Source organism: Ensifer adhaerens (assembly GCF_013283195.1).
GTDB classification, from domain to species: domain Bacteria; phylum Pseudomonadota; class Alphaproteobacteria; order Rhizobiales; family Rhizobiaceae; genus Ensifer; species Ensifer adhaerens_G.
In genome coordinates, this window is the sequence record NZ_JABEKT010000001.1 from 1,491,165 (window position 1) to 1,506,996 (window position 15,832).

Here is a 15,832-nt window from a genome sequence, read left to right on the forward strand (position 1 = left end):
TGCCGGGGGTGCCGATTCAAGGAAAAGTTGAGAATTATAGGCAAGTTTATTTTAGGCTGCAGGGCTTCCGTCGGCGATATCGGATGCGGTATCATTGCGCTGCTGGTCGACGCCCATCGCGCGCTCGACCGCCTTGCGGATTTCGTCCTCGATCGCTTCGCGCTGCTTCGGGTCCATCGCCTTGAGTTCGTCTTCTGTGATGCCGTGCGCCTCAAGGATCTGGGCGCGAATCTGCTCCGCGAAGCTCATCTTGGCGCGTTTCAGGAACTCATCGCCGACTGATTCGCCTGAGGCCGTCTGTTCGCCGGTTCCGATCGAAGGCTTGGCTTCCTCTTCCCGGGTCGCGCTGATCCAGAAGGCGTTGGACAGCGAGGCTGAACTGGAAGCCGGTGCAATGGTCGGCGGCAGTCTTGGTCGGGCATCGGTGCTGCCATTTTCTTCGAGTGGCGCGGCCGGTCCCGATTGGGCGCGGCGCTGCGAGAAGTAGTAGTTCGAGATGCTGTTGTCGATTTTCATGGGAATCCCCCGGAATCTTATGTCCGGGGGAAGCTGCTTCCGGTGGCTTGTGTGGAGCTTGCCAATACAACCCAATAGCGAGAATTAGGGGTGCCTGCTCGCGCTCTAGGGCAGGGTATAGGCGATGACGTAGTCTCCAGGCTTGGTGCCCACCGAGCCGTGGCCGCCGGCGACGATCAGCACATATTGCTTGTCGCCGACCGCATAGCTCATCGGCGTCGACTGGCCGCCGGCCGGAAGACGTGCTTCCCAGAGCTGCTTGCCCGTCGTCAGGTCATAGGCGCGCAGATAATCGTCCACCGCCGCGCCGAGGAAGGCGACGCCGCCCTTGGTGATCATCGGTCCGCCGATGCCGGGAACGCCGACCTTGAAGGGCAGCGGCAAGGGCGTCATGTCCTCGACGGTGCCGTTCTTGTGCTTGTAGGCGATCTTGCCCGTCCTGAGATCGGCACCCGCGACGTAACCCCACGGTGGTGCCTGGCAGGGGATACCAAGCGGGCCGAGGAACGGCCCCATGAACACACCATAGGGCGCGCCGTCGTTGCGGTTGAGGCCCTGCTCGGATCCTTTTTCGTCCTGGCCCTTCGGCGGGATCTGGTCGCGCGGAACGAGGCGCGAGGTGAAGGCGAGGTAGGTCGGCATGCCGAACATGACCTGCCGTTCCGGATCAACCGCAACCGAGCCCCAGTTGAACGTGCCGAAATTGCCGGGATAGACGAGTGTCCCTTCCAGCGACGGCGGCGTATAGCGCCCCTCGTATTTCAGCGAGCGGAACGAGATGCGGCAGGCGAGCTGGTCGAACATCGTCACGCCCCACATGTTCCGCTCCTGCAGAGGTGCCGGCATGAAAGTGAGGCCGGAGACCGGCTGGGTCGGCGCGGTGAAATCTTCCGGGATCGCGCCCTTGGGAGCTGCGACTTCCTCGATCGGGATGATCGGCTCGCCGCTCCTGCGATCGAGCACGTAGATATCGCCCTGTTTCGTCGGTCCGACGAGCGCCGGCACGACTGTGCCGTCGTCCTTGGTAATGTCGAGCAGCGCCGGTTGTGCCGGCACATCCATGTCCCAGAGATCGTGGTGCACGGTCTGGCGCACCCAGCGCACCGCGCCGGAATTGATGTCGAGCGCGACGATCGAGGAAGAATACTTCTCCACATGTTCGCTGCGGCCCATGCCGAGCTGGTCCGGCACCTGGTTGCCCATCGGGATATAGACGAGGCCGAGACCGTCGTCGTAGCTGGACACCGACCAGCTGTTGGGCGAGTTGGTGCTGTAGGTCTGCCCCTCAGGCAGCGGCGTTGTCACGTCAGGGTTGCCGCTGTCCCAGTTCCAGATGAGGGCGCCGGTGTTGATGTCGAAGGCGCGGATGACGCCGGATTGTTCCTGGGTGGAATAGTTGTCGTTGACGGCGCCACCGATGATCAGCTTGCCGGCGACGGCGACCGGTGGCGAGGTCGAATAGTAATAGCCGGCCGGGTTGTACTTCATGCCCTTTTCGAGGTGCAGCACGCCGTTGTCGGCAAAGCTGGTGCAGACGGCGCCCGTTGCCGCATCGAGCGCGATCAACCGCGCATCGGAGGTCGGCAGGTAGACCCGTTCGGCGCAGACGCCGCCGCCAGTTGCCGCCGGATCGGCCCAATAGGTGACGCCGCGGCAGGTCTGGTGCTGCCGGTCCGGGTTCATGCCGGAGTTGCTGTCATACTTCCATTTCTCCTCGCCGGTCGCAGCGTCGAGCGCGATCGCCCAGTTGTGCGGCGTGCAGGCATACAGCGTGTCCTTCACCTTGATCGGCGTCACCTGATAGGTGGTCTCGCCCACGTCCTCGGGGCGTTTGACGTCGCCCGTCTGATATTGCCAGGCAACCTTGAGGTTCGCGACATTGTCAGGGGTAATCTGATCGAGCGGCGCATACCGCTGGCCGAACGGCGTGCGCCCGTACTGATGCCATTCGCCTGGTGGTACGTTGCCGCCGAGCGGCGGATTGGCGGCGACCACGTCGCTTGGCAGATCGCCACGGATGTCGTGCGGATCCTGGGTCAGCGAATAGCCGGCGATGCCGATCGAGGCGAGGACGGCGACCGCCAGCGGCCACGCGCCGGCGGCATAGCGTTCGCCGGTCGGGCTCTCGAAGCCGAGCGGGCGACGGATCGCCGGCAGCATCAGCCACAGGCCGAGCAGCACGATAATGCCGCCACGGGGTCCGAGCTGCCACCAGTCGAACCCGACTTCCCAGACGGCCCAGGCGAGTGAGCCGAGGATGATCAGGGCATAAAGCCAGATAGCGGCGGCGTTGCGCTTGAAGAGAAGAATGGCCGTCAGCAGGAAGCCGATACCGGCGATGAGATAATAGGGACTGCCGCCAAGCATCAGGAGTTCGATTCCGCCGCCGCCGAGCGCGATACCGATCAGGGCGAAGACGATGGCCGTCAGAATAAGCATGGTGGGAACTCCCGAATTGAAGTACGGCGCCGTTGCACGGCTTTTTCGTTGGGGCGGCCCGGATGAACGGCCACGCGGGAAAAATCGGTATCGGGGTCGGCGGTCGCGAGGCAGACCGCGGCCGTCAGATCGGGCTTGGGCCAGTCTCGCGACGGCCCGCCCTCTAGCACCTAACGCGCCGGACTTGCCTTTCAATAGCCGCAATTTCGCAGCGCAAAATTTAAGGTGTCCGCAATGAAGTTGCGCGCCGGGGAGCTGAGCAATGCTTCTCGGCCTGCCGGGCACGGCCGCCTCGGCAGTCGCATGACAGGCCAAGGCCTGGCGCGCAGGCGAGACGTCTGTCGAAGACAGCGAGTGTGGACTGTCTAGGCGAGGCGAAGGCGCAGCGGTTTGGTGTTTTCCCGGCGCAGCACGCCCTTGGCCTCGAGGTCGAGCTGGACCGCCTTCAGCCACCACCCGGCCTTCTCGCCGCCAGGAAAGAGATCGTCGGGCAGCAAAGGCAGCAGCATCTGCTTTGCTTCCGCAACCGTGAGGGGCGCGTCAGAGCGGGATAGCGCTGTCAGCAGCGCGTCCTTCATCGCATCGTATTTGACCTTGTCGACACGGGTGACGTGTCCGGGCGAAACGATATTCTGGATCTCGATCTTTTCACGTCCCGTGGCCATCGAGCGCTCCCTTCACATAGTCGATGTCAGGTGACCGGAACGCCATTGCGGCCCAGGCGCCGATGAGCTTCAGCATGAACTTTCCGGAATGCCCGGCGTAGCTGGGCAGGTCGTCGGCGATGGTGACACCTGGCCGGCGGTCCCGTGTCATCACCCGCATCTGCACCGGTGGCCGCGCCTCTTCCTCGAGCCGATTTCGATAAAGCGTCAGCCAATGACCACCGGTAAACTCGAGGAACATCGGTGTGTTGCAGCACGTTGCGACAACGCGTCGGGTCTTTGACGTTGGTGCCAGTCGATGTTCATGCAGCTGATCGGCGCCACGAACGCAGTTTATCCGGTCCTTGCGGAAGAGAACGAAATCCGTGGAACCATCGCCGTTGAGCACCGGCGAGGCGCCGGGCAGTGCCGCGAAGATTTCGCCTGCCGTCCGGCAGCTTTGGCAATAACAAGCGGCTGTCACGATCGGGCTGCCGACAGCGCGCATGTGCACCTGCCCGCACTCGCATCGCGCATTCAAAGTCCGGTTTTCGCTCCTGCTCACCCGCAATCTCCGTCTTCAAACTCAAATCAAACTGTACCGTCCAGTTTGATTTGTCAATGCGGTCGTGCTAACCGGGACCGCAGGCCCCTGTGAGAGGTTGTGACTGAAAATGACGAACCCGGTCGAGACGCGAACGACAAGGAAGCGCCAGTCCATCCTGGCTGCCGCTACCGAGCTTTTCCTGCAGCGCGGTTTCCTTGCGACCAACATGGACGAGGTGGCGGCGATCGCAAGTGTGTCGAAGCAGACCGTCTACACCCATTTCGGCACCAAGGAAGCGCTGTTCCTCGAGATCGTCACCGGCATGACGGGCGAGGCCGGCGATGAACTGGAAGGGCAGGTAGCAGACCCCGTTGATGGGCGCCCGATCGAAGACTTTCTGCTGGAGTTTGCCGAACAGCAGCTGGCGATCGTCATGACGCCGCGGCTGATGCAGTTGCGGCGCCTGGTGATCGGCGAGGCTGAACGCTTTCCGGAGCTCGGCAAGAGGTTGCACGCAAAGGGGCCGGGCCGGTCAATCGGCCGGCTCACGAAAGCCTTTGCCCACTACAGCGAGAGCGGCGACGTCGAGGCGGAGGACCAGCGCGCCGCCGCATCCTTCTTCAACTGGTTGGTGATGGGCGAGCCCGTCAATGACGCCATGCTGCTCGGTGATCGGGCCATTCCTGATGCCGATGCTCTTCGCAGCCATGCAAGGGAAAGCGTGCGGATTTTTCTCGCTGCCTATGGCCGGAGGCCATAGGCGCGGACCATGACCTGTAAGCGTTGCGCGCCTGTCGATTTGTCCTCACGTACCGCAAAAGGTCTGCTGTACTTCTTCCTCTGGCTGCGGCGGATCGGCATAGGCTGCAAAACGGGGCTGGTCCTCATAGGGTTTTGACGTCACGTCGACCAGCGCTTCGAACAGCGAGAAGTCGGCGTCTTCCGTCGCCGCGACGATCGCCTGTTCGATCCGGTGGTTGCGCGGGATATAGGCCGGGTTCACTGCCCTCATCGCCGTCGCGCGGTCGTCGGCGGCCCCCGGCTCCCGCTCAAGGCGCTTGCGCCAGTCGGCGAGCCAGGATGTCACGGCGACAGGGTTGGTGAACAGGGAGGCGAGGGCTACGTCCGCACTGGGATCGGCAGCACACTCGCAAAGCCTGCGGAAGGTGAGGGTGAAATCGGCTTCACCCTGATGCATGGCGCTCAGCAGCCCCTGCACGAGGTCAAGGTCGCCTTCCTCATCGCCGACAAGCCCGATCTTGTGGCGCATGCCGTCGAGCCAGTGTCGCTGGAAGATCGCGCCGTATTCGCCAAGTGCGTCGTTGGCGTGGTCAACCGCTGTCGCTGCCACCGGATCGAACAGCGGCACCAGCGTCTCGGCAAGCCTGGTCAGGTTCCACTGGCCGATCGCCGGTTGGCTGGCATAGGCGTAGCGCCCGAACTGATCGATCGAGGAAAACACCTTCTTCGGATCATAGGCATCCATGAAGGCGCAGGGGCCGAAGTCGATGGTCTCGCCCGAGATCGTCATGTTGTCGGTGTTCATCACACCGTGGATGAAGCCGACATGCAGCCAGCGGGCAATCAGCGCCGCCTGCCGCGCGACCACGGCCTTGAAGAAGGCGAGATAGGGGCGTTCTTCGTTCTTGATCTCCGGATAGTGGCGGTCGATCGCGTAGTCGGCCAGCGCCTGCACAGAAGCCATGTCACCGCGCGCCGCGAAAAACTGGAAGGTGCCGACCCGGATGTGGCTTGCCGCCACCCGGGTGAAAACGGCACCGGGCAGGATCTGCTCGCGATAGACCGGTTGGCCGGTCACCACGGCAGCAAGCGCCCGTGTCGCCGGGATGCCGAGTGCGAACATGGCTTCGCTGACGATGTATTCGCGCAGCACCGGGCCAAGCGCCGCCCGCCCGTCGCCGCGGCGCGAGAAAGGGGTCTGTCCCGGTCCCTTCAACTGGATATCGCGCCTTTGCCCGCTCCGATCGATGACTTCGCCGAGAAGGATCGCGCGGCCGTCGCCCAACTGCGGCACGAAGGTGCCGAACTGATGGCCGGCATAGGCCATCGCAAGCGGCGCAGCACCGGCAGGCACGCTATTGCCGGAAAAGATCTGGGCGCCGTCGCGCTCGAGAGTGGCGACGTCGAGGCCGAGTTCTTCGGCAAGCGGTCGGTTGAGCTTGATCAGCCAGGGCTCGGCAACCGGCGTCGGATCGACACGGGCGAAGAACTGCGGTGGCAGTCGCGCAAAACTGTTGTCGAAACGGAAACCGTCGGTTTCGGCGGTCGGCGAAGGCGGCACGTAGTTCATGGTTCAACGGTAAGCGGCTCCTGCCGGGACATTCCGGCCACCGCCCTTTCGGACCAAAGTCTACACGAGCCATCTCAATTTCGCGAGGGTTGGCTGACAAGGCGGCGCCCTCCCGCGAGAGGTCTTTCGCGGGAGGGCCGGGAGGGCGAGTGCCGTCTTCGTGTCAGGCGCTCAGCGCCGTCGGCGAAAGGCAGGCCTCGCAAATCGCCGCGATATGGCGATGGTCGGTGCCGCAGCAACCACCGAGGATGCGCAGTCGCGGCAAACGATCACTCAGCATCCGATAGCGCTGCCCGAGTTCAACAGGATCGCCCGCATCGAGCGTCTCACTTTCGTCGAGCTCGCTGTGGCTTTTCGCCGACGCGTTGGCGCGGATGCCGCCGATCCTGTGCACCCAGGCGCTGTCGGTATCGAGGCTGGCCTCGAAATGATCCGGATGGGCGCAGTTGATCATGTAGTATTGCGGAAACCGGCCGGTTGCCGCGTCGACGATCTCGATCGCGTGTTTGAGCGTGCGGCCGTTCGGCAGGCGCCCGTCTGTCTCAACCGTGAACGAGATGGCGCAGGGCATGCCGTGGCTCTGCGCCGAGCGGGCGATGCCGATCGCCTCGTCGATATTGGTAATCGTGTAGGCCGAGATCATGTCGGCATCGCTGACGGCAAAGGCAGCGACCTGTGCGGCATGATAGTCCTCGGCTTCGTCGGGGCTCATCCGGCCTGCCCTGTAGCCGTCGCCGCGCGGCCCGATCGCGCCGCTGAGCACGATCGGTGCCTGCGGCCGCTCGTATTCGGCGCGCAGTTCCGTCAGCAGATAGACGGCATCCTGGTTCAGTTCGGCGAGCGCTCCAGCATCATAGCCAAGCTTGGAGCCCCAGTCGGCACTCGCCCGCCACGTCGCCGTGTCGAGGACGAAGCCGGTGCCGTGGTGTTGCGCGATGTCGAGATACCGCGTGTAGTAGTTCAGCAGCCGCCGTCGTCCCTCGGACGTCGACAGCAGAACGAAGGAGGCAAAGTGCGGAAGCGCGACGCCTTCGTGAAAGATGAGCGTCGTTTCCATGCCGCCGTCGCTGAGAAAGGTTCCACCCTTCATGAGCGGCAGGCTGCGTCGGTATTTGGCCATGTCGGTCTCCACCCGTTTTGGTCTCGTTGGATCCCGGCGGAGCGCTCCCATTCCCGCAAGGATGGTTAAATTTCTGCCTTTTTATCATCTTCTAAACTAGGCGACTTGCGGTATACTATTGCTAATATACGTAAATATCTCAGTAAAATCATTATGTTGCTGGTAGAGTTTTGCTGCGGCATTGCTCGCTGGTCGTGGGTTCGTTGGCGAAAACTGTACCGACGGTAGGGAAACGGCTAATGCGAAAGGGTGAGGAAACCCGTGCCAAGATCCTCGACGCGGCCGAAATCTCGGTGCTGGCGAAGGGCTTTGGCGCGACCTCGATCGATGAACTGATCGCCGAAACGGGCATCACCAAGAGTGGCTTCTTCTACCATTTTCGCGACAAGAACGAGCTGGCGAAGGCGCTGCTCGAACGCTACGTCGAGAACGACGAGCGGATTTACGACGAGATCTTCAGCCGGGCGCGCGAGCTTGCCGATGATCCGCTCCAAGCGTTTCTGCTCGGCCTCAAGCTCCTGTCGGAGCTGCTCTCCGATCTTCCGAACGGTCATCCCGGCTGCCTGGTCGCGGTAATCTGCAGCCACGAGCGAGCCTTCGACCGCGATATCCAGGAGATCAACCGGCAGGCAGCCTTGATGTGGCGCAGGCGTTTCGGCGCGATGTTCCGCGACATCATGCAGGTCTACCGGCCACGCGAGCCACTGGATGTCGACCAGCTTGCCGACATGGTCTCGACGGTGATCGAGGGCGGAATCATCCTGTCAAAGGCGTTGAAGGAGCCGAAGAACCTGCCCGCTCAACTGTTGGTCTTCCGCACCTTCATCCGGCTGCTGTTCCAGCCGGCAGCCTCCTGAGCATCAAGCCTCGTCAGCTTCCATCGCGTGCGCCAGTTCGGCGAGCTTGCGGACGGTGTTGAGATTGCGCGCCGTACCCGTTTTGAGCGCCGGCAGCTTCATCTTCGACGGCCCGGAACCATTGGGATAGTGCACGTAGATCTCGTGTCCTGCGACTACGACCTCTTCGCCGTCGGGCGCAACGAGCTTGTCGAGTGCATCCGCCGGTGCTGCATTCGGCAGGAACACCACATGCAGGAGGTTGGTCTTGGCATCGGGGAAAGGAGAGGCGTCGGCAATCGCCCGTAACTGCCGGGCATCCCGGATGACAACGCCGGGCACCTTGCCGAGTTTTTCGCCAAGGACCGCGCCGAGCTTTACCGCCGCCTCCGGCGCCGGCAAGTCAGAGCGGAACAGCACGTTTCCGCTCTGGATGTAGGTCTTCACGTCGCTAAAGCCGAGGCCCTCGCAGATCGCCCTGAGATCGGCCATCGCCAGCTTGCCGGTCCCGCCGACATTGATGGCGCGAAGAAGGGCGACGTGAACGGGCATCGGCCTCTCCTCAGCCTTGCATCTTGCCGGCGACCTTGATGGCGAAGGCATATTCGAAGGCGATCTCTTCCAGGCGCTGGAAGCGGCCGGAGGCGCCGCCGTGGCCGGCGTCCATGTTGGTTTTCATCAGGATCGGCGCGGTGCCGGTCGTCTTTTCGCGCAGGCGTGCCACCCACTTCGCCGGTTCCCAATAGGTCACGCGTGGGTCGGTGAGCCCGCCAAGCGCCAGGATCGCCGGGTAGGGTTTTGCCTCGACATTGTCGTAGGGCGAGTAGCCGGCGATGATGTCGTAGAACTCGCGGCTGTCGATCGGGTTGCCCCATTCCGGCCATTCCGGCGGCGTCAGCGGCAGCGTGTCGTCGAGCATGGTGTTGAGCACGTCGACAAAGGGAACGGCTGCGATGATGCCGGTGAATTTCTCCGGCGCCATGTTGGCGATCGCGCCCATCAGCATGCCGCCAGCCGAGCCGCCTTCAGCGACGATGTTCGCGTAGGAGGTGAACTTCTCCTGATTCAGATAGTCAGCGGCGGCGATGAAGTCCTTGAAGGTGTTGGTCTTCTTGGCCATCTTGCCGTCTTCGTACCAGGAAAAGCCCCGGTCCTTGCCGCCACGGATATGGGCGATGGCATAGACGAAGCCACGGTCGGCGAGCGACAGGCAATTGGTGTTGAAGCCGGCGGGAATGGTGATGCCATAGGCGCCGTAGCCATAGAGCAGGCACGGTGCCGAGCCGTCGAGCGGGGTATCCTTGCGATAAAGCAGCGTGACGGGAACCTTGGTTCCGTCCCAGGAGGGCGCGAAGACACGGCGGGTGACGTAGTCGTCGGGATTGTGTCCCGACGGTACTTCCTGGGTCTTCAAGAGCGTGCGCTCACGCGTCGCCATGTCGTAGTCGAAGAGCTGCGACGGCGTCGTCATCGACGAGTAGGAAAAGCGGATGACGTCGGTGTCGTATTCGGCAGCACCCGAAAGCCCGAGCGAATAGGCCTCTTCGGCAAAGGCGATCGCGTGCTCCTCGCCGGTCTTGCGGTCGCGGATGACGATTTCCGGCAAGCCGTCCCGGCGCTGCAACCAGACGAGATGGCGCGCATAGGCCATGTGGTTGAGGATCAGCGTGCCCGGCTTGTGCGGTACGAGCTCTCGCCAGTTCTCCTTGCCCGGCGCATCGACCGGCGCTTCCATGATCTTGAAATCCTTGGCGCCATCGGCATTGGTCAGGATGTAGAAGACATCCCCGCCCTCGGTCATCGCATATTCGAGGCCGATGACGCGGCCGGCCACCAGCTTCGGCTCGGCTGTCAGATCCTTTGTCGAGAGCAACCGGTACTCGCTGGTCTCGTGATCGTGGATGTCGATGTAGATGACGTCGTCGAGGAGAGAGCCGCCGACCGACATGAAGAAGCCTGGGTCCTTCTCCTCGTAGACCAGCCGGTCGTCCGCCTGGGGGCTGCCGATCACGTGGTGGAATATCTTCGACGGGCGGTGGTTGTCATCGAGCACGGTGTAGAAGAAGCTCTTACCGTCCGGTGCCCAGGCGCCGCCGCCGCCGGTGTTCTCGATCACGTCGGCAAGATCCTCACCCGTCGAGAGATCACGCACCTTCAGCGTGAAGTATTCCGATCCCTTGTCGTCGTAGCCCCAAAGGCCGCGGCCGTGGTCGGACGAGTGGTCGAGGCCGGCAAGGCGGAAGTAGGCCTTGCCTTCCGCTTCCTTGTCGCCGTCGAGCAGGACCTGCCGGATCGTCTCGTCCTTGCTGTCACCGTCGCGTGGAATGCGGAAATAGCGTGGCTGCTCACCGCCGGTCACATAGAGGCTGCCATAGGCGAAGGGACCGTCCTTTACCGGGATCGAGCTGTCGTCTTCCTTGATGCGGCCGCGCATCTCGGCAAACAGCGTCTTCTGCAGCGCCTTGGTGTCGTCCATCGCCGCATTCATATAGGCGTTTTCGGCCTCCAGATGTGTGCGGATTTCAGGGTTGAGGATCGAGGGGTCCTTGAACATCGCCTGCCAGTTGTCGTCCCGCAACCAGGCGTAGTCGTCGGTGCGGGTAATGCCGTGGCGCGTGTCGGTCACCGGCTTTTTCGCGGCGACGGGAGCTTCGGGCAGGTTCTTGAAAACGGACAAGGCATGTCTCCGGGATTTATGCGGCGGGAGACACTGAGATAGAGAGCCGGGCTGCGCCGATCAAGCGGAAAGGTTTTTGACGTTTGGCGGTGCCTTCTCCCCGGAAGGGAGTGGGGAGAAGGCAGGGCAGTCTTTCGGTTGACGCTCGTGGAGCGGCTAGCCTTTTGCTTTCAATTGCTTTCGGTATTCATCGACCGGCAGGCCGCCGACGCCCCAGTCTTCGAAGGCCACCTCGTCGATGACGACGAAGGTGGTGGCCGGGCTCTTGTCGAGCACGGTGACGAGCAGGTCGGTGACACCCTTGATGAGGGCTGCCTTCTGTTCCGGGGTTGCACCTTCGCGGGTGATCTTGATGTTCACATAGGGCATTGCTGGTTCCTCAGGCTGGTTGTCGAATGTCGTAATGAAAGACCTTGGCGATGATCTGCCAGCGCCCGTCGACGAAGATCAAGGACAGGAAGTCGGTAAACGCCTTCTCGCCAATGGCACATTGCACCTTGGCAAAAGCCGTTACGGGTCCGGCAAACTCGATCGAGACGATCCTGTCGGCACGCTGTTCGCCGCGGCTTGCCGGCGAGGGGCGCTTGTCGACGATAGGGAAATACCTGTCCATGTCGAGTTCGAGCAGTTCTCCCTCGGTCGCCGTGGCGTAGTGGGCTTTCGGGTGAAAGACCTCGCGCAGGATTGCCGTGTCGCTGAAATAGAGCCCGTCGAAATAACGTCCGAGCACATCGATGACGGCGGCAAAGCGTGGATCGTTGTGGGTGCCGCTCATGCCGCGATCAGTCCTTCCGCCTTCATGGCCGCCTGCACCGCCGGGCGCTGGCCGACGCGTTGCATATAGGCCGTCAGCTGGGGCCAGGGCTCAAGCGAAATTCCGGTGACGCTGGTCCAGTTGACGACGGTGAAGAGATAGGCGTCGGCAACGGAAAAGGTGTCGCCGAGCAGATGGGCGCGACCGTCGGACAGCAGGGCTTCGACGTTGCCGAGCCGTTTGCCGACCTGCGCTGCGGCAGCTTCCTTGGCGTCGGCGCTCGCCGTCTTGCTGAACAGCGGCGAGAACGCCTTGTGCAGTTCGGAAGCGATGAAGTTCAGCTGCTCCTGCAGGCGGGTTCGTTCCAGCGTGCCGTTGGCGGGTGCCAGTCCTGCCTTCGGAAAGCGATCGGCAATATACTGCACGACGGCTGCACCCTCGGTGACGACATCGCCGGTCTCGAGCACCAGCGCCGGCACATAGCCCTTGGGGTTGATCGCCTTGAAATCGGCGCCGCTTTCGGTGAGGTGGGTGACAGTGTCGACCTTGACGATCTCGAACTCGACGCCGGCTTCGCGCAGGCTGATATGGGGGGAGAGCGAGCAGGCGCCGGGGGCATAATAAAGCTTCATGGCCAAATTCCTTTTGCAATTGGGTCTCTGTCGAAGACGGCGGAACCTAAACCGATGCGATAACTTTTGTATATGAGATTACTTTATGTTACCGACGTTTCAGGTTTCCCTGGGGTAACTGGAGAATTTTGCCCATGAGCTTGAAAATTCGAAAGAATAGGGCTGCCGCCCTGCCACCGACCTGCCCGGTTGGCGAATGCATGGTCATGCTCGGCGGCGCCTGGGCGCCCAACATCATCTGGTATTTAAGCGGCGGCCCGCGCCGCTTCAGCGAGCTCAAGATCGACATTCCCGGCATCTCGGCAAAAGTGCTGAGCACGCGCCTGAAGGACATGGAGGAGAAAGGCGCGATAGAACGGCGGATCATGCCGACATCGCCGCCCTCGGTCGAGTACCGGCTGAGCGAGCTTGGTCAGGAGTTCGTGCCCGCAATCCACGCGATCGTCGAGGTCGGCTACAAGCTCAAGCTTCGCCGCGAAGCGAAGCTCGCAGAGGAAGCCGCTGCCCTGAAGACGGAGCATGCGGTGCCCGCCTGACCGCAAACTATAGCGCAGTGTTGAAGTCTACCATCGGCCCTTGAGCGACTGTGCTGCATGCTCGATGAAGGCGCGGACTTTTGGTGTTTCCGCCTGCCGATCGACGAAGCAGGCGTAGAAGTCGAAGGGCTCATGGTCGGTGTTGGCAACACCTTCGCAAGGTGCTCCGCCGAACAGCGGCACAAGCAAGCCGCGCGCAATCAAGTCCGTCGCGATGAAGGCGCCAAGCCGCGTGATGCCGGCACCGGCGATCGCCATTTCGGCCAGCGTGTCGATATCGTTGCTGACGATCGTTGCCTTCAGCTCGGGCTCGAAGCGCAGGCCGTCGCGCACGAAGCCCCAGCGAAAGATCCGCCCGTGCCCGGCGTAACGGTAGACGAGGCAATGATGATGGATCAGGTCTTCCGGCCGCTCGGGCCGACCGTGCCGCTCGATGTAGGAGGGGGAGGCACAGATGACCATCGGCACCGAGGCAAGCTTGCGCGCAATCAGCCCAGGCTCCAGCTGCAGGCCGAAGCGCACGCTGATATCGATGCCTTCGCCGATGTGATCGATCTCCCGGTCGGTGACCACGAGTTCTATCGAGACTTCCGGATGCCGCTCGGCAAAAGATGGCACAAGCGGCGCTACCACATGTCGGCCGAAGGCGACGGAGGACGCGATCTTCAGCGATCCCCGCGGCTCCGCATTCAGTGACGCGACGGCAACGGCTGCGAGTTCGAGATCGTGAACGACGCTGCGCACCCGGTCGAAATAGACCCGGCCGCTCTCCGTCAGGCCCAACTGCCGTGTTGTGCGGCTCAGCAACCGCGTTCCGAGCGCCCTCTCAAGCCGGGCGATATTCTGGCTCGCAGAGGCCGGTGTGATGCCGAGCTTGCGCGCCGCCGCGGCGATGCTGCCTTCCTCGACGCTCCGGACGAAACTCTCGACGCCGCGCAATGTATCCATAATGACATCCATCGAATAGTTGTTTCAATTCGATGGTTTTGCCTAATTCTGAACAAGGCTGCAATGGTCTACCTGCGCGCGGGACCATCCGTATAGTGCCGGCCATACCGCACGGATGATCCTTGCGGACAAGCTACGGAGATCTTCATCATGGAAGATACGATACCCCCGCTGCGGGTCGCGCGCAGCCGCAAGCTGCCGCCCCGCGCGGTGCCGATTGCCTTTGCTTTCTTCATGTCGGCGATCATGGCGTTTCTGATGTGCTGCGTCATCGTCGGCGTCAACACCGGCATCGACGCCGGCTACCCCGCCCGTGTTCTTAGCACCTATGTGTTGGCGATGCCGGTGGCATTCCTTTGCGTGCTGACCGTCCGACCCTTTGTCCTGAAACTCGTCGGTGCCGTCTGCCGCATGCCCGGTTGAGTTTTCGGGCCCGTCCCGGGGAGCCGGGACGGCCGTTGCATTCAAGTCCACATCTCAAGTGAACCGCCTGTTCAGCCACAATTCAGCCTTGTGCCAATATGCTGCGATCATTGTTCCTGGGAGGGGTTCGTGATGATCGGCTTTCGCAGCGTCCTGATTTCACTGGCGGTGGTGACCGCCGGACTTGCCTCCAAGGTGGAGGTCGCTTCAGCCAGCACTTTCGTTGCCTGGGAGGTTTCCGGTGTCGCCTGGAACGACGTGCTCAATGCCCGCGCCTGGCCGTCCTCGTCGTCTGCCGTTCGCGCTGGTTATCCGAATGGAACCAGACTGCAGATGACCGGTCGCTGCATGAACGGCGTCGATCTTCAGCGGATTGCCCGCTGGTCGGCGCAACGGCAGAGTAATGCGGTACGCGCCACCTGGTGCCAGATCTGGCACGATCCGCAACAGAACGGCCGCTGGCAGGAAGGCTGGGTCTACGGCAAGTTCATCCGGCCGGCGCGCTTCTGATCGTTCTCGCCCCCCCCAAAAAAAACATGTCTGCGCCGTTGATGCGATGCGCGATGTCGGTCCGCATCACAAAAGCGATTGACGTTGCAATCGCATGACACCGCTTTCGAGCAAGCTGCTGTATAGCATAGGCGTTTCGCTTTATTCAGCAGTTTGGACGAATGCATGTTGAACAATACTTATGGCAAGCTTGCCTCTCATGTTTATAATTTAGACAAATATATTGGAAAATCCTTCGACGACGTCGAGTATTATCGCGAACGCTTGAAAGGCTGTTCCGGCCCGATATTGGAACCGGCCGTCGGCAACGGTCGTGTGCTGATCCCGCTGCTTGAAGCCGGCCTTGACGTTAGAGGTTTCGATGCCTCGCAAGACATGCTCGACTATTGCCAGGCGCATTGTGCCGAACGCGCGCTGACACCGGCTTTATCACAGCTGACCTACGAGGCGTTTTCCTACGAGGAGCGCTTCGAGGCGATCGTCATTCCTGCCGGCTCGCTGCAACTGATCGCCGACCATGCCACCGCGACCGCGATCCTCAAGCGTTTCCTCGATCATCTTCGGCCGGGTGGCCGCCTGATCTTCGACATCTATCCGCACGATCTTTTCGCCGATGACACTCAGCCGAACATCCGCAGCTGGCAGACCGAGGCCGGTGATCTGCTGACGTTGACCAGCCAGCGGGTCAAGGCCGACCTTATCGCCCAGACGACGGTGTCGCACCTGCGCTACGAGCTCTGGTGCGAGGGGAGGCTGGCGTTGAGCGAGCTTGAATTCTTCACGATGCGCTGGTGGGGCATCGAGGAAATGGCGCTGACCTTGCGCGCTGCCGGATATGTCGATCTCGTCATCACGGGCAATTACGATTTCGGTCGTGCGCCGAAGGATGGTGACGAGGTTGTCACCTTCGAGTGCCGCCGGCCGCAGTAGCGGGCGGCC

The 15,832-nt window shown here is 62.2% G+C and carries 18 protein-coding genes; 6 read left to right on the plus strand and 12 right to left on the minus strand.

The window, feature by feature from the left end; genetic code table 11:
• Positions 1 to 51 precede the first annotated feature (51 nt).
• The 4 genes from LPJGGPFB_RS06985 to LPJGGPFB_RS07000 all read right to left on the minus strand — a co-directional run bounded on the left by LPJGGPFB_RS06985 (position 52) and on the right by LPJGGPFB_RS07000 (position 4,164).
• Positions 52 to 516 carry a hypothetical protein gene (locus tag LPJGGPFB_RS06985; protein ID WP_173419330.1) on the minus strand — a complete coding sequence of 155 codons (465 nt, stop codon included), beginning with the start codon at positions 514 to 516 and terminating at the stop codon, positions 52 to 54.
• A 105-nt stretch (positions 517 to 621) separates the two neighbouring features.
• Positions 622 to 2,955, minus strand: a complete 2,334-nt coding sequence (locus LPJGGPFB_RS06990; protein WP_173419331.1) for a glucose/quinate/shikimate family membrane-bound PQQ-dependent dehydrogenase — start codon at positions 2,953 to 2,955, stop codon at positions 622 to 624.
• A 365-nt stretch (positions 2,956 to 3,320) separates the two neighbouring features.
• Positions 3,321 to 3,620, minus strand: coding sequence for a DUF6958 family protein (locus tag LPJGGPFB_RS06995; protein WP_173419332.1), 300 nt, complete (start codon positions 3,618 to 3,620; stop codon positions 3,321 to 3,323).
• The gene (locus LPJGGPFB_RS07000; protein ID WP_486599031.1) at positions 3,604 to 4,164 is read right to left on the minus strand and encodes a GFA family protein; all 561 of its coding nucleotides are present in this window, start codon (positions 4,162 to 4,164) and stop codon (positions 3,604 to 3,606) included. Before LPJGGPFB_RS07000 ends, LPJGGPFB_RS06995 begins: the two co-directional genes overlap by 17 nt.
• Positions 4,165 to 4,273: 109 nt before the next feature.
• Here LPJGGPFB_RS07000 and LPJGGPFB_RS07005 point away from each other — a divergent pair, with 109 nt between their 5' ends.
• Complete coding sequence (locus LPJGGPFB_RS07005; RefSeq protein ID WP_173419334.1) at positions 4,274 to 4,906, plus strand: TetR/AcrR family transcriptional regulator; 633 nt, start codon at positions 4,274 to 4,276, stop codon at positions 4,904 to 4,906.
• A 45-nt stretch (positions 4,907 to 4,951) separates the two neighbouring features.
• Here LPJGGPFB_RS07005 and LPJGGPFB_RS07010 read toward each other — a convergent pair whose 3' ends face one another.
• Together LPJGGPFB_RS07010 and LPJGGPFB_RS07015 are read right to left on the minus strand one after the other, a co-directional pair.
• Positions 4,952 to 6,457, minus strand: a complete 1,506-nt coding sequence (locus LPJGGPFB_RS07010) for a protein adenylyltransferase SelO (protein ID WP_173419335.1) — start codon at positions 6,455 to 6,457, stop codon at positions 4,952 to 4,954.
• A 163-nt stretch (positions 6,458 to 6,620) separates the two neighbouring features.
• Complete coding sequence (locus LPJGGPFB_RS07015; RefSeq protein ID WP_173419336.1) at positions 6,621 to 7,577, minus strand: homocysteine S-methyltransferase family protein; 957 nt, start codon at positions 7,575 to 7,577, stop codon at positions 6,621 to 6,623.
• A gap of 239 nt (positions 7,578 to 7,816) precedes the next feature.
• Between LPJGGPFB_RS07015 and LPJGGPFB_RS07020 the strand changes: the two genes are divergently transcribed.
• A complete protein-coding gene (locus tag LPJGGPFB_RS07020; protein WP_077504068.1) occupies positions 7,817 to 8,434 on the plus strand; it encodes a TetR/AcrR family transcriptional regulator in 618 nt (205 codons plus the stop codon).
• Positions 8,435 to 8,437: 3 nt separating this feature from the next.
• Here LPJGGPFB_RS07020 and LPJGGPFB_RS07025 read toward each other — a convergent pair whose 3' ends face one another.
• From LPJGGPFB_RS07025 to gstA, 5 genes are all read right to left on the minus strand, one after another.
• Positions 8,438 to 8,965, minus strand: coding sequence for a DUF1697 domain-containing protein (locus tag LPJGGPFB_RS07025; protein ID WP_173419337.1), 528 nt, complete (start codon positions 8,963 to 8,965; stop codon positions 8,438 to 8,440).
• 10 nt (positions 8,966 to 8,975) lie between these two features.
• On the minus strand, positions 8,976 to 11,090 hold the full coding sequence (locus tag LPJGGPFB_RS07030; protein WP_173419338.1) for a S9 family peptidase: 2,115 nt from the start codon (positions 11,088 to 11,090) through the stop codon (positions 8,976 to 8,978).
• A gap of 156 nt (positions 11,091 to 11,246) precedes the next feature.
• Positions 11,247 to 11,459 carry a tautomerase family protein gene (locus tag LPJGGPFB_RS07035; protein ID WP_173419339.1) on the minus strand — a complete coding sequence of 71 codons (213 nt, stop codon included), beginning with the start codon at positions 11,457 to 11,459 and terminating at the stop codon, positions 11,247 to 11,249.
• 10 nt (positions 11,460 to 11,469) lie between these two features.
• Positions 11,470 to 11,865 (minus strand): nuclear transport factor 2 family protein, encoded by a 396-nt coding sequence (locus LPJGGPFB_RS07040; protein WP_173419340.1) that lies wholly within the window; start codon positions 11,863 to 11,865, stop codon positions 11,470 to 11,472.
• Positions 11,862 to 12,476 (minus strand): glutathione transferase GstA, encoded by a 615-nt coding sequence (gstA, locus tag LPJGGPFB_RS07045; RefSeq protein WP_173419341.1) that lies wholly within the window; start codon positions 12,474 to 12,476, stop codon positions 11,862 to 11,864. The genes LPJGGPFB_RS07040 and gstA overlap by 4 nt, the downstream gene beginning before the upstream one ends.
• A 134-nt stretch (positions 12,477 to 12,610) precedes the next feature.
• On the opposite strand from gstA, the gene LPJGGPFB_RS07050 reads away from it, so the two are divergent.
• The gene (locus tag LPJGGPFB_RS07050) at positions 12,611 to 13,012 is read left to right on the plus strand and encodes a winged helix-turn-helix transcriptional regulator (protein ID WP_173419342.1); all 402 of its coding nucleotides are present in this window, start codon (positions 12,611 to 12,613) and stop codon (positions 13,010 to 13,012) included.
• 27 nt (positions 13,013 to 13,039) lie between these two features.
• Here LPJGGPFB_RS07050 and LPJGGPFB_RS07055 read toward each other — a convergent pair whose 3' ends face one another.
• Positions 13,040 to 13,960: a LysR family transcriptional regulator gene (locus LPJGGPFB_RS07055; RefSeq protein ID WP_173419343.1), complete on the minus strand. Its 921-nt coding sequence runs from the start codon at positions 13,958 to 13,960 to the stop codon at positions 13,040 to 13,042.
• Between the two features lie 150 nt (positions 13,961 to 14,110).
• Here LPJGGPFB_RS07055 and LPJGGPFB_RS07060 point away from each other — a divergent pair, with 150 nt between their 5' ends.
• The 3 genes from LPJGGPFB_RS07060 (at position 14,111) to LPJGGPFB_RS07070 (ending at position 15,823) form a co-directional block, all read left to right on the plus strand.
• Positions 14,111 to 14,383, plus strand: a complete 273-nt coding sequence (locus LPJGGPFB_RS07060; RefSeq protein WP_173419344.1) for a DUF2798 domain-containing protein — start codon at positions 14,111 to 14,113, stop codon at positions 14,381 to 14,383.
• Positions 14,384 to 14,515: 132 nt separating this feature from the next.
• Positions 14,516 to 14,893: an SH3 domain-containing protein gene (locus LPJGGPFB_RS07065; RefSeq protein ID WP_234902861.1), complete on the plus strand. Its 378-nt coding sequence runs from the start codon at positions 14,516 to 14,518 to the stop codon at positions 14,891 to 14,893.
• 165 nt (positions 14,894 to 15,058) lie between these two features.
• Complete coding sequence (locus tag LPJGGPFB_RS07070; RefSeq protein ID WP_234902777.1) at positions 15,059 to 15,823, plus strand: class I SAM-dependent methyltransferase; 765 nt, start codon at positions 15,059 to 15,061, stop codon at positions 15,821 to 15,823.
• The last annotated feature ends 9 nt before the right edge of the window (positions 15,824 to 15,832 follow it).

Excerpts from the sequence above, each read along its gene's own strand:
- LPJGGPFB_RS06985 (WP_173419330.1), bottom strand. The coding sequence starts at position 516 with ATGAAAATCGACAACAGCATCTCGAACTACTACTTCTCGCAGCGCCGC.
- LPJGGPFB_RS06990 (WP_173419331.1), bottom strand. The coding sequence starts at position 2,955 with ATGCTTATTCTGACGGCCATCGTCTTCGCCCTGATCGGTATCGCGCTC.
- LPJGGPFB_RS06995 (WP_173419332.1), bottom strand. The coding sequence starts at position 3,620 with ATGGCCACGGGACGTGAAAAGATCGAGATCCAGAATATCGTTTCGCCC.
- LPJGGPFB_RS07005 (WP_173419334.1), top strand. The coding sequence starts at position 4,274 with ATGACGAACCCGGTCGAGACGCGAACGACAAGGAAGCGCCAGTCCATC.
- LPJGGPFB_RS07010 (WP_173419335.1), bottom strand. The coding sequence starts at position 6,457 with ATGAACTACGTGCCGCCTTCGCCGACCGCCGAAACCGACGGTTTCCGT.
- LPJGGPFB_RS07015 (WP_173419336.1), bottom strand. The coding sequence starts at position 7,577 with ATGGCCAAATACCGACGCAGCCTGCCGCTCATGAAGGGTGGAACCTTT.
- LPJGGPFB_RS07020 (WP_077504068.1), top strand. The coding sequence starts at position 7,817 with ATGCGAAAGGGTGAGGAAACCCGTGCCAAGATCCTCGACGCGGCCGAA.
- LPJGGPFB_RS07025 (WP_173419337.1), bottom strand. The coding sequence starts at position 8,965 with ATGCCCGTTCACGTCGCCCTTCTTCGCGCCATCAATGTCGGCGGGACC.
- LPJGGPFB_RS07035 (WP_173419339.1), bottom strand. The coding sequence starts at position 11,459 with ATGCCCTATGTGAACATCAAGATCACCCGCGAAGGTGCAACCCCGGAA.
- LPJGGPFB_RS07040 (WP_173419340.1), bottom strand. The coding sequence starts at position 11,865 with ATGAGCGGCACCCACAACGATCCACGCTTTGCCGCCGTCATCGATGTG.
- gstA (WP_173419341.1), bottom strand. The coding sequence starts at position 12,476 with ATGAAGCTTTATTATGCCCCCGGCGCCTGCTCGCTCTCCCCCCATATC.
- LPJGGPFB_RS07050 (WP_173419342.1), top strand. The coding sequence starts at position 12,611 with ATGAGCTTGAAAATTCGAAAGAATAGGGCTGCCGCCCTGCCACCGACC.
- LPJGGPFB_RS07055 (WP_173419343.1), bottom strand. The coding sequence starts at position 13,960 with ATGGATACATTGCGCGGCGTCGAGAGTTTCGTCCGGAGCGTCGAGGAA.
- LPJGGPFB_RS07060 (WP_173419344.1), top strand. The coding sequence starts at position 14,111 with ATGGAAGATACGATACCCCCGCTGCGGGTCGCGCGCAGCCGCAAGCTG.
- LPJGGPFB_RS07065 (WP_234902861.1), top strand. The coding sequence starts at position 14,516 with ATGATCGGCTTTCGCAGCGTCCTGATTTCACTGGCGGTGGTGACCGCC.
- LPJGGPFB_RS07070 (WP_234902777.1), top strand. The coding sequence starts at position 15,059 with ATGTTGAACAATACTTATGGCAAGCTTGCCTCTCATGTTTATAATTTA.